We start from the raw sequence: 11668 nt of genomic DNA, 5'->3' as shown, positions 1-11668 counted from the left end.
GGACATCTACGACAAGGTGTTCAGCGGCTACCTCGGGGTGATCTACGGCATCAAGCCGAACGGTGACCTGCAGTGGTACCGCCACGACGGGTGGCAGGACGGCACCGCCAGGTGGACCGCCGGTGCGGGCGGCAACCGGATCAGTGGCGGCTGGGACATCTACGACAAGGTGTTCAGCGGCTACGACGGCGCGATCTACGGCATCAAGCCGAACGGTGACCTGCACTGGTACCGCCACGACGGGTGGCGAGACGGCACGGCGACGTGGACGGCCGGTGCGGGTGGGAAGAAGATCAGTGGTGGCTGGGACATCTACAGCTCGGTGTTCAGTGGCGACACTTACCTCCACCTCGTCTGAGCATCCATCCGAGATTCGATGTCCTGTGAATCGCGGCTCCGCTTGATGCACGCTCCCCCAGAGGCCTCTGGGGGAGCGTCTACATCCAAAGGAGGCGGAGACCGCCGCCCGATTACGTTCCGTCCATACGTGCCCGCAGTCCTCCGAAGCGCATACCCTGACCGGCCCGGACTCAGCACCCCACCCGAGCTGGATCCGACCGGCGTGGCCGTCGGTGCGCAGCGCCGCGGCGTCGGTAGTGCTTGGAGGGGCGTGCTCGTCGCATTTCCAGACAACGTCGGTCGTTGGCCTGGAACAGCTCTTTCGGGTCGGTGTGCCGGCGCTTATCGACCTGCGACCGACGCAGGCGAGTCCGCTCGGGTGACGAGCCGGGAGACGAAAACCCGTTCCAACAGTTCGTACAGACAGTCGCGGTCCTGGTCGCTGAGCCTGTTCAGGCCGTCCTGGGTGGCGCGCATTTTCGCCCGGATCGTGTCGGTTATCCGTTCGCCCTCGGGCGTGATGACGAGATTGGTGACGCGCCGGTCGGCTTCGCTGGCCTCTCGGCGCACGAGGCCACGCTTCTCCAGCCGGTTGATGATCCCGGTGACGTTGGAGGCGTCGCAGGCCAAGGTCTCGGCCAAGGCGCGCATCGCGACGGGCCCTCGGCGCAGCACGGTCAGCGCCTTGCCCTGGCTCGCCGTCAAGTTCTCGCTCGCCGCCGCGACGGTGAAGTCGCCGTAGTAGACGCCGAGCGACACCGAGAGCAGCTCCATCAACTGGGCCGTGTCGACGCGGGGAGCTTCTGCCATGGCGACCAGCCTATCCGGAGAAACTTGACTATCTCAAATATTTACCCTTACCGTGTGTGGCCATTGCTTGAAGTTCTCAACCATCGAAGTCGTACCAACGAGGAGTACCCAGTGATCGTCACCGCGTCCGACGCCTCGCGCACAGCCGAGATCCTCTCCCGGCCCGTCGCGCTGAACGGCCTGACCGTCCCGAATCGCATCGTGATGGCGCCGATGACGCGCATGTTCTCCCCCGGCGGCGTTCCCGGTGACGATGTGCGGTCGTACTACGCCCGCCGCGCCGCCGCAGGCGTGGGCCTGATCGTCACCGAGGGCACCTACGTCGGCCACGAGTCCGCTGGGCAGAGTGACCGTGTGCCGCGCTTCCACGGTGAAGAGCAGTTGGCGGGATGGGCGAAGGTCGCCGAGGACGTTCACGCGGCAGGCGGCACCATCGTGCCGCAGCTGTGGCACATCGGCATGGTCCGCAACCAGGGGGACGCGCCCTACCCCGATGCGCCCGCCGTCGGCCCCTCCGGTATTCGCGTCGACGGCACCGAGGGTCTCGGTAAGGCGATGACCCAGGGTGACCTGGACGACGTCATCGGCGCCTTCGCCGAGGCCGCGGCGGACGCCGAGCGCATCGGCTTCGACGGCGTCGAACTGCACGGCGCTCACGGTTATCTCCTCGACCAGTTCCTGTGGGCGCGAACGAACCGCCGTGATGATGCCTACGGCGGCGGCATCGTGGCCCGTACAACGTTCGCCGCCGAGATCGTGGCCGCTGTTCGTGCGGCCGTCTCGCCCGGCTTCCCGGTGATCTTCCGTTACTCGCAGTGGAAGCAGGAGGCCTACGATGCACGGCTCGCCGAGACGCCGCAGGAGCTGGAAGCGATCCTGGCTCCGCTCGCCGCAGCCGGCGTAGACGCCTTCCACGCCTCCACCCGTCGCTACTGGCTCCCGGAGTTCGACGGCTCGGACCTGAACCTGGCAGGCTGGACCAAGAAGCTCACCGGCAAGCCCACCATCACCGTCGGCTCGGTCGGCCTGGACGGCGACTTCCTCCGTGCCTTCACCGGCGAGGGCGCCGAACTCGGCAGCCTCGACAACCTCCTCGATCGCCTGGAGCGCGAAGAATTCGACTTGGTCGCCGTCGGTCGCGCCCTGCTCCAGGACCCGGAGTGGGCGTCCAAGGTCCTGGCGGGGCGGATCGACGAGCTGAAGCCGTACGACGCGGCGGCACTGAAGACGCTGAGGTAAGCGAGTTTCAGCAGGCCGTCGTCGTCGATCCGAGCGAAACGGCGGATCGAGCGCACCGTGGGCATCCATAGCGAGCCACGCCGGGCGAGCGCATCCAGGACACTTGGCGTTCGGCGCATGGACCACCGCCGGGAGACCGTCACCACCGTAATCGTATCTGATGGAGCCATCAGATACGATTACGGTGACATTCGCCGATGGAAGAGGGATCCATGTCCGCCGACCCCGTGGTGCGCAATCGCATCGACCGCCGCCGGGAACGCACCCGCAACGCACTGCTGGGCGCAGCACGGAAGTTCCTGGCGGAAGGACGTTCGGCGGTGAGCATCCAAGAGATCACCGACGCCGCCGACGTGGGATTCGGCTCGTTCTACAACCACTTCACCTCCAAGGAAGAGCTGTTCGACGAAGCCGTCCGCTCGGTGTTGCAGGTCTACAGCGAGATGCGCGACGAGATCGTGAAGCTGTACGACGACCCGGCCGAGGTATTCGCGGTGAGTTTCCGGATGACCGGCCGTCTCCAGCGGCAGGCGCCGGAGATAGTGCGGGTGCTGCTGAATTCCGGCATGCCGGTGCTGCTTCGGGACGAGGGCCTGGCCCCGCGTGCCCGCCGCGACATCATCGCCGCCCAGGAGGCGGGCCGGTTCGAGCCGATGGACCCGGACATGGCCGTCATGGCCGCAGGCGGCGCGCTGCTGGGCCTGCTGCAACTCCTGGACGCCCAACCCGGGGCCGATGCGGGCGCGCTGACCGACGAGATGACCTTCCATGTGCTGCGCATGTTCGGCATGAACAAGCGTTCGGCGCAGAAGCTCGTCTCCCATCCCCTGCCCCCGCAGCCGCAGCCGCAGCTAGTCCCTGATCCATAGTTCCGGTGGCATCGTCATGCTCAGTGGCGCAGGTCTATCCGTGACCTCGTCGAGGCGGCGCCCGCCCTCGAGGCGATCATTGGGCAACAGACGCCCTGCCGCGCCGTAGCAGTGGAGCGGCCTCCAGCGCCGAGCGGCGCAGTGGTGGTATCTCGCCGCTGGATATCACACGGGCGAGACCGGGCAGTCGATGTTAGTCCCGCGCCCATCCCCTGACCGATGAACGGCGGGGTGAGGTGGGCCGCGTCACCGAGCAAGAACACCCCCCTTACGATCGGGGGCAACGCGCGCCTGAGGGACGAAAACCGCTGCCCCGTCGGCGTCTGCTTCAGTTGCCGAGAGAGTAATCGGCCGCGTCGACGCGTCCGCCCCGTGCGGCCAACGCGGCCGCGGGAATAATGGCGACCAGTGCGGCTCCCAGCACCCAGGTGAAAGTGGTCGCGAACGCCTCCGCCTGCTCCGAGTGCTGGATCCCGCTGTCTCTCAGCCCCTGCTGCAGGACCACCACGAACACGGCCGTGCCGATGGATCCGCCGATGCGCTGCATGATGTTGAGCTGAGGTGTGGCGTCCGCCATCTGAGCCGGGCCTAGGTTGCGCAGCGCCACCGTCATGGCAGGTGTCGCGGCCAGTCCGATGCCGAGCCCACGCACGATCATCGCGGCGGCCAGCAGCCAATACGGCGTGTCGCCGGTGACGAACAGAAACGGCACCGTGGCGACGACACCGATCACCGCACCGATCACGCTGGTGAGCCCGCCGAGCCGCTCGACCATGGGTGCCGACAGCCCCATGGCTACGGCCGCGCCCAGCCCTTGCGGGGCCAGCAGCATTCCGGTGTGCGCGGCATCCTGATCTCGGATCACCTGAAAATACAGAGGCAGCAGCACCATCGCCCCGAAGGTCACCGCGCCCAGCACCAGCGTCGTGACCGCACCAGCACGGAACAGCGGATCCCGCCACAGCCGCAGATCGAGAACAGGATGCGCGGATCGCGTCGCGTGCACGACGAAAAGGCCGATGACGGCGACGCCGGCCAGGACCGGAACCAGCACCTGCGGATCGGTCACATTCCGGACTCCGGCGCGAGCCGATCCGAAAGTGACGCCCACTGTTCCGAGTGAAATCAACGCCAGTCCAACGACATCCAACGGACCCGCGGCTTCGTTCGGCTCGTCGGGCTGGAGCAGTCGCCACGCCAGCACCAGGCCCAGCACGCCGAATGGCACGTTGATCAGGAAGATCCACTGCCAGCCCGCGTATTGCAACAACAGTCCGCCGATGGTCGGCCCGATGACGGGTGTGAGCACCATCGGCAGTCCCGCCGCCACCATGGCTCGCGCCATGCCGCGCTGCCCAGCGCTGGCGATCAGGATCAACTGCCCGACGGGAATCATCAGCCCCGCACCGAATCCCTGCGCGACGCGGGCGACGATCAGGGTACCCACCGAGTCCGCGAGTCCGCAGGCGATCGAGGCGACGGTGAACAGGCCGAGCGTGCTCATATAGAGCCGCTTGGGCCCGATCTTGCGGGCAGCCCAGCCGCTGGCGGGCAGCACCGCCACCTGCACCAGGAGATAAGCCGTGACGACCCACTGGATGGCGTCCAGCGACGCGTCCAGGGCCGTAGCCAGGGAGTGCAGAGCGACATTGACGATCGTGGCGTCGAGAAAGGCGAGCACCGCGCCGACCAATACGACGACCACGGCCCGACGTGCCTGCGGGCTCAGCCCGGTGGTCACGCCGTCGGAAACGTTGGAAGCAGTCACCTTCGCAGTGTCATCCACGCGGAAAACTCTGTCAACCAATTGGATGACAATGCATCCGACTGGTTGAACCAGTCACCCGAACCGGTAACCTGTTCGCATGGCCCGCAGCACGGATCCGACGCCCGAAGGCCCGGCCCGCCGTCCGCGCCGCGCCCCCAGCGCGGACGAGCGCCGCCGCGACGCCGAGCGCTCCCGTCAGGCTCTGCTGGATGCGGCCCTGGATGAGTTCTCCGCAAAGGGCTTCGACGGTGCGCGGGTCCAGGACATCGCCGCTCGCGCGGGGGTGAACAAACAGCTCATCGCCTACTACTTCGGCGGCAAGGAAAACCTCTATCAAGAGATTCAACGGCACTGGCCGGAGGCCGAGGCCGAGCGTGCCGATCCGGCACTCCCCCTCGACGAGACCGCCGCCCGTTACCTCACCGCCGCGCTGGCGGACCCACGCCCGGCCCGCCTGGTCATCTGGCGCGGGTTGACCGGGGGCGGCACCGAATCCGACTACATCGACGACGCCACGGTCATCGACACCGATCTGGCCAACCTCCGCCGAGCAAAGGAGCGCGGCCAGATAGCCCCGGAGCTGGATCCCGCGTTCGTCCGCATGGCCGTCATGAGCATGGTTTTGGCGCCCCTGATGCTCCCCGAGGCCGCCCTGCGAGCCACCGGAAAGACTCCCGGCTCACCGGAATTCGAGGAGTACTATCGCACTCAACTCCGCGCCCTTATCCGCCGCCTCGGCACGGCCGAATCACCGGAAGGGGCCTGATCCGGGCTCTTCCTGGGCGCGGCGACGCTCGGGCCAATCTCGGTATCGGTGTTTTCCGGCGGTTTCTCTCAGTCGGTTTGTGCGTTAAGCCAGAGGTCGGCGGAAGTGATTACGAACGCGTTGACCGCGGATGAGCATATGAGACATATATCCCGTTGCCCGGCGCGGCATTCTTATGCCCCGCGCTCATGGAGTTGGCCCGCTGCCGACGCTGTGACCTGGGGTGGAATGTCCGGCGATGGCAGAACGAGCGCATGACTTCACCGGTGCATGGTGTCCGCTCGACTTTCCATTGCGCGAAGCGGCATTTTATGTCCTGTCCGGCAGGCCAATACCGTCGGATTCATGAATTGGAGTTTTCAGTCGGCGGAAGAACTCGCGGCCGCCTTGCATGCCGGTGAAGTGACATCGGTGGAACTGACCGACGAGGCGATCGCGCGTATCGAGCGCGACGACAAGGCGATCAACGCGATCTGCGTACCGGATTTCGATAATGCGCGGGCCGCCGCACGCGCTGCCGACCAGGCGCGCGCCCGCGGCGAGGATCGGCCGCTGCTCGGTATTCCGGTCACGGTCAAGGAGTCCTACGACATCGCCGGACTGCCCACGACCTGGGGCATGCCGCAGTACAAGGATTATGTGCCTGCCGAGGACGCGGTACAGGTGTCGCGGCTGAAGGCCGCAGGCGCGGTGCTGCTCGGAAAGACCAATGTGCCGTTGACGCTGCGAGATATCCAAAGCTTCAACGAGATCTACGGAACCACCAACAACCCGTGGAACCACAGCCGCACGTCGGGTGGGTCGTCCGGCGGTTCCGCGGCGGCCCTGGCGTCCGGATTCGGCGCGCTGTCCATCGGCTCCGACCTCGCCGGTTCGCTGCGCACCCCCGCGCATTTCTGCGGCATCTACGCGCACAAGCCGACACTCGGACTGGTGGCGTCCCGCGGTATGGTCGCGCCGCCGGCGCCGGCATTGCCGGTCGATCTCGACCTCGCTGTTGTCGGTCCGATGGCGCGCACCGCCCGCGACCTCACGCTCCTGCTCGACGTGATGGCCGGACCGGACCCGCTGACCTACGGCGTCGCCTACGACGTCGCACTGCCGCCCGCGCGCCACGAACGGCTGGCCGACTTCCGTGTCCTGATCATCGAGGAACATCCGCTCATTCCGACCGGATCGGCGGTGCGGGCGGGCGTGAACCGGGTCGCCGAGGCCCTCGTCGACGAGGGCGCCCGCGTCGAACGGCACAGCCCGCTGCTGCCCGATCCGATCGAAGCGGCGACGCTTTATATGCAACTGATGCTGTCGAACGCCGCCGCGGGTCTTCCCCTCGACGTGTACCGACAGCTGCAGACCCAAGCCGCCGCACTGAGCGCGGACGACCGGAGCCTCGATGCGGCGCGGCTTCGCGGCATGGTGCTCAGCCACCGCGACTGGGTCGAGGCGAACAACCGTCGCGAACTCCACCGCCACGGCTGGCGGCAGCTGTTCGCCGAGTTCGATGCCGTGGTGTGCCCCATCACGCCTACTCCCGCGTTCCCGCACGACCACGACGGAGGTCTGGAGGACCGGCACATCGACATCGACGGCGTCGAGTACCCGTACTTCGACCAGCTCGTCTGGGCCGGTATGGCCACCATGCCCGGCCTGCCCGCCACCGCCATACCCGCGGGCCGCTCACCCGAGGGCCTGCCGGTGGGAGTGCAGCTCATCGGTCCGATGTTCGAGGACCGCACCCCGCTGCGGCTGGCCGAACTGCTCGAGCAGAAGATCGGCGGCTTCCAGGCACCGAAGTAGGGTGCGCTACCGGGTGCCGGTCGAGCGGATGACGAACGCACAGGCCGGCCCCTGGCGGCACCCGCGGTCGGACCGACCGGGACGGCGAAACAGTGCCGATAATGCACGCCCGCGGCGCAGCTGGGAGTAGAGGATGGGCACGGAGGGCATGCGGGCGCCTCGATGGCGGCGACGGTCGCCTCGGGTCCGGACCACTCAACGGGTCGCGAATCGGGTGTGGGCAGTAAGGCGGTTCGGCTCGGTGAGCGATGGACCTTCGGCCCTGCCGCGAGGTAGTCCCGAAGACGACGATGTGAAGAAAAGAGGGGTACTCACGGTGGCCGCAATCGGAGCGCTCGCCGCGGATTACTCGATCGAAGTCGAACGAAAGACTCCCGGCTCGACGAAGACCGGATCACCGCGCCGGCGTAGGTATTGCGGGCAGTGACTGGAGGTGGATGATGCCGACGATAAAGGAAGCGGCTTCTGCGTTCCTCGCGAACAAGCGAATCGCGGTGACGGGTGTATCGCGGAAACCCAAGGAGCACGGATCCAACGTCGTTTACAAGCGTCTGCGCGACCGCGGGTACGAGGTGTTCGCGGTCAATCCCAATACCGACGAGGTCGAGGGCGAGCGCAGCTATCACGACTTGAAGAGCATCCCCGGAGGGGTCGACGCCGTCGTCATCGCCACCGCGCCCGACAAGGCCGACAGCGCGATGCGCGAGTGCGTCGAACTTGGGATCAAACACGTATGGATGCATCGGTCTTACGGCGTGGGCAGCGTCAGCGACACGGCCACGGACTATGGGCGTGGGCACGGCATCACTGTGATCGACGGAGGGTGCCCGCTGATGTTCGAACCGACCGCCGACCTCGGCCACAAGGTCATGCGTGTGGTCTACCGGAGTCACGTTCCGAAGAGCGTGTAGTCATGACCGAGACCCGTCTGCTGCAACGGGTGACCGCTTCGGACCTGTTCCTGCTGCTCTGGGAGGACTACGGCTGGTCCACCGACATCGGCGGGCTCGCCATCCTCGACGGCACTAGCCTGCTCGACGTGGACGGCAGCGTCCGGCTCGACGCAGTCCGGCGACACCTCGAGCCGAGAATGCATTCGGTGCCTCGCTTCAGGCAACTGCTGCGCCGGCCGCGGCTCGGGCTTGGCTGGCCGCTGTGGATCGACGCGCCCTACTTCGACCTCGCTGAGCACATCCACGTCCATGCGCTTCCCGCGCCCGGCGACCAGGACCAGTTGTTGCAGATATGCCAGCAACTGGCCCGGCGACCGTTCGATCCCGACCGGCCGCTGTGGGAGCTGTGGCTGCTACCCGGCCTGCCGGAACAACGGGTCGGCGCGTTCTTGAAGCTGCATCACGTCCTCGCCGATGGCCCGGCCGCGATGGCCGCCTTCGGGGCGCTGCTCGACCGGACCGCCGACGCGCCGGTCGGGTCTGCACCGCCGTGGAGTCCGACACCCGCCCCGTCCACCGGTGAACTGCTCCGCGACAACCTGCGAGGCCGCCGACACCAACTACGGCTCGGGTGGTCGGGTCTTGTCCATCCGAGCAGAACACTGCGTCTCGCGCGCCGTGCGTTGCCGGCCTGGCGGGAGGTGCTTACAGAAAAGCCCGCCCCACGAACCAGCCTCAACCACCCTGTAGGCGCCGAGCGCCGACTGGCCATCGTCCGCGGCCGCCTCGACGCCATCAAACATGTCGCCCATGACCATCACGCCACCGTCAACGACGTCGTGCTGACCGCGGTTGCCGGTGGCCTGCGCCGACTGCTGGCAAGCCGCGGCGAGGATGTCCACGGGCTCGTCCAGCGCGCGATGGTAACGATCTCCCACCACGAAGCGCGTCCCGGGGAAGCGCAAGGCAACACGCCCGGATGGATGATGGTGCCGCTGCCGGTCGGTGAGCCGGACTCGTTGTGCCGGCTCACATCGATCGCCGCAGAGACAAGCGCACTGAGGGACAAGCCTCGCCCCGAGGCGGGCAGCGGAATCTTCAGATTCGTTGCCGGCCAGCGCCTCTGGTACCGGCTGTTTCCGCGACAGCGGTCAGTGAACCTGGTCGTGAGCAACGTCCCGGGTCCGCCGATGCGGCTGTATCTCGCCGGCGCGCCGCTGTTGGAGGTGTTTCCGGTGCTGCCGCCCATGGGCAACCTGCCACTTGTCGTCGCCGCCCTGTCGTACGCCGGCCAGCTCAACTTCACTGCCGCCGCGGACCAGGACAACTGCCCGGACGTGGAGGTGTTCGCCCGCGGGATACGCGATGCACTCGATGACCTCGCGCAACCGATCCTGGGGTCCGAGACGGGCGATCGGGCCGGTGCCAGCCCGGCATCAGCGTGATATGGCCACGGCCCGTAGGTTGATCAGCCGAAGCAGGTTGCTCACCAGCACAGGCCCCCCGGATCCCGGCTTGCCGCCGTGCGGACCAGCGCCGCGCCCATCGTCCGGGCCAGAAGTACACCCGCCGCGCGGCCATGGAGAACCGCGGCACCGGCACTCCGACTGCGCCGCCCCGGGCCGCGGGCGCACCCGGGGTTCAGGCGAAGTCGGTGGCGGGCTCGGTGGCGTAGCGGCTCATCACCTCGATGTTCACCTGCGGTGTCAGTCCCCGGCTGTCGGCGGCCATGTCCTGGAGGTCGCGGAAGTACTGCACGTACAGGTCGGGGGTGAAGGTGCTGAGCATGACGGCTGGTCGATCGGTGATGTTGGCGAAGGTGTGCGGGGCGCCGGGCGGGACCATCACCAGCGTGCCCGCTGTCACGTCGTAGTCGGTGTTGCCGACGGTGAACCGCAGCGCGCCGGAGATGATGTAGAACCCTTCGTCGTGCTGGGCGTGCCGGTGCTGCGGTGGTCCGGGAGTGTGTGGGGGAATGATGGATTCGGCGAGTCCGAGGCGGTGCGCGGTGTTGCTGCCGTCCTCGAGGACGCGCATTCGCGTGGCGCCCAGGATGATCAGCTCTCCCTCGCCCGGGCCCACCACCGAAACGGTTGTGCCGGAGTCGTTTTTGTCGTCTGACATGTTTCGATTGCACCGCCGAGTTGTCGTGCGCGTCCAAGACCTGTTCTGCGATGCCGATACCGGACGGGTATCGTGCCAGCGTGGAGCTGCGTATGCTGCGCTACTTCGTAGCTGTTGCCGAGGAGCGCCATTTCGGTCGCGCCGCCGCCCGGCTGCACATGAGCCAGCCGCCGCTGAGCCGCGCCATCCGGCAACTGGAGTCGGAAGTCGGTGCGGCCCTGTTCGACAGGTCGCCCACCGGTGTCGGCCTCACTCGGGTCGGGACGGTGCTGCTCGACGAGGCGCGCGCCCTGCTCGATCAGGCCGAGCGCGCCACCGTGCGGGTCGCCGCCGCGGCCGGAACCGCGAATCTCACCGTCGGCATCCTGGGGGACGGCACCGACCCCGGTGTCACCAGGCTTGCCGCGGCCTACCGCCACAAGCATCCCGAGGTCGACATCCGCATCCGCGACACCGATCTCACCGACCCCACCTGCGGACTGCGGGCGGGCCTGGTCGACGTCGCCGTGACCCGGGCCCCGTTCGACGACACCGCCCTGACCGTGCATGAACTGCGTGCCGACCCGGTCGGGGCCGTCTTGCGCGCCGACGATCCACTGGCCCGCCGCGACCACCTGACGCTGGCCGACCTGGCCGGCCACCGCTGGTTCCAGTTCCCCGACGGTACCGATCCCACCTGGCAGACATATTGGAACGGAGGCCGGACACGCGGAGGTCCGGTAGTGCGGGTCGTTCAGGAATGTGTGCAGGCCGTGCTCTGGAACGGCACCGTCGGCATCACCCCGCTCGGGCACAGTGTGCCAGAGGGACTGGGCACGGTCCCACTGATCGACATGGCACCGAGCAGAGTGGTGGTCGCCTGGAACGAGGGTGACACCAACCCCCTGATCCGATCGTTCGTGCAGATAGCCACGATCGCATACCTCGATCCCCCACCTCGGCCGTGAAGGCGACTCGGTCCACGAGCCGGAACTAAAGCTCGGCTCGAGACGCACTGGAATCGGTTACTCGAGCGGATGTCCTGCGCCACAGCCGATCACCGAGTCAATCGATCGACCGGCGG

11 protein-coding genes and 1 pseudogene are annotated in these 11668 nt (G+C 67.3%); 8 read left to right on the top strand and 4 right to left on the bottom strand.

Annotated features, from left to right (window positions below):
* A partial coding sequence (locus ACFV2O_RS22425; RefSeq protein WP_379253469.1) for a tachylectin-related carbohydrate-binding protein occupies window positions 1-358 on the top strand: 358 nt, incomplete at its 5' end.
* Between the two features lie 323 nt (window positions 359-681).
* Here the strand turns inward: ACFV2O_RS22425 and ACFV2O_RS22420 are convergent.
* Window positions 682-1149 (bottom strand): MarR family winged helix-turn-helix transcriptional regulator, encoded by a 468-nt coding sequence (locus ACFV2O_RS22420; RefSeq protein ID WP_379253468.1) that lies wholly within the window; start codon window positions 1147-1149, stop codon window positions 682-684.
* 111 nt (window positions 1150-1260) lie between these two features.
* Between ACFV2O_RS22420 and ACFV2O_RS22415 the strand changes: the two genes are divergently transcribed.
* Together ACFV2O_RS22415 and ACFV2O_RS22410 are read left to right on the top strand one after the other, a co-directional pair.
* On the top strand, window positions 1261-2388 hold the full coding sequence (locus tag ACFV2O_RS22415) for an NADH:flavin oxidoreductase (RefSeq protein ID WP_379253467.1): 1128 nt from the start codon (window positions 1261-1263) through the stop codon (window positions 2386-2388).
* Between the two features lie 212 nt (window positions 2389-2600).
* Window positions 2601-3257 (top strand): helix-turn-helix domain-containing protein, encoded by a 657-nt coding sequence (locus ACFV2O_RS22410; protein WP_355074313.1) that lies wholly within the window; start codon window positions 2601-2603, stop codon window positions 3255-3257.
* A gap of 182 nt (window positions 3258-3439) precedes the next feature.
* Here ACFV2O_RS22410 and ACFV2O_RS22405 read toward each other — a convergent pair.
* Window positions 3440-3526: pseudogene (locus tag ACFV2O_RS22405) on the bottom strand (FAD-dependent monooxygenase); the annotation flags it as partial.
* Between the two features lie 59 nt (window positions 3527-3585).
* On the bottom strand, window positions 3586-5025 hold the full coding sequence (locus tag ACFV2O_RS22400) for an MDR family MFS transporter (RefSeq protein ID WP_379253466.1): 1440 nt from the start codon (window positions 5023-5025) through the stop codon (window positions 3586-3588).
* 97 nt (window positions 5026-5122) lie between these two features.
* Here ACFV2O_RS22400 and ACFV2O_RS22395 point away from each other — a divergent pair, with 97 nt between their 5' ends.
* The 4 genes from ACFV2O_RS22395 to ACFV2O_RS22380 all read left to right on the top strand — a co-directional run bounded on the left by ACFV2O_RS22395 (window position 5123) and on the right by ACFV2O_RS22380 (window position 9926).
* A complete protein-coding gene (locus ACFV2O_RS22395) occupies window positions 5123-5791 on the top strand; it encodes a TetR/AcrR family transcriptional regulator (RefSeq protein ID WP_379253465.1) in 669 nt (222 codons plus the stop codon).
* 270 nt (window positions 5792-6061) lie between these two features.
* Complete coding sequence (locus ACFV2O_RS22390; RefSeq protein WP_379253464.1) at window positions 6062-7588, top strand: amidase; 1527 nt, start codon at window positions 6062-6064, stop codon at window positions 7586-7588.
* A 440-nt stretch (window positions 7589-8028) separates the two neighbouring features.
* Window positions 8029-8499, top strand: coding sequence for a CoA-binding protein (locus tag ACFV2O_RS22385; protein WP_379253463.1), 471 nt, complete (start codon window positions 8029-8031; stop codon window positions 8497-8499).
* A gap of 2 nt (window positions 8500-8501) precedes the next feature.
* The gene (locus ACFV2O_RS22380; protein ID WP_379253462.1) at window positions 8502-9926 is read left to right on the top strand and encodes a wax ester/triacylglycerol synthase family O-acyltransferase; all 1425 of its coding nucleotides are present in this window, start codon (window positions 8502-8504) and stop codon (window positions 9924-9926) included.
* A gap of 196 nt (window positions 9927-10122) precedes the next feature.
* On the opposite strand, the gene ACFV2O_RS22375 is transcribed toward ACFV2O_RS22380, so the two are convergent.
* Window positions 10123-10605, bottom strand: a complete 483-nt coding sequence (locus ACFV2O_RS22375) for a cupin domain-containing protein (protein WP_379253461.1) — start codon at window positions 10603-10605, stop codon at window positions 10123-10125.
* Window positions 10606-10685: 80 nt separating this feature from the next.
* Here ACFV2O_RS22375 and ACFV2O_RS22370 point away from each other — a divergent pair, with 80 nt between their 5' ends.
* Complete coding sequence (locus ACFV2O_RS22370; RefSeq protein ID WP_379253460.1) at window positions 10686-11552, top strand: LysR substrate-binding domain-containing protein; 867 nt, start codon at window positions 10686-10688, stop codon at window positions 11550-11552.
* Window positions 11553-11668 lie beyond the last annotated feature (116 nt).

Source organism: Nocardia sp. NPDC059691 (assembly GCF_042733915.1).
Taxonomy (GTDB): Bacteria; Actinomycetota; Actinomycetes; order Mycobacteriales; family Mycobacteriaceae; genus Nocardia; species Nocardia sichangensis.
The sequence above is the reverse complement of the archived record's forward strand: the minus strand, read 5'-3'. Positions and strand labels throughout refer to the sequence as shown.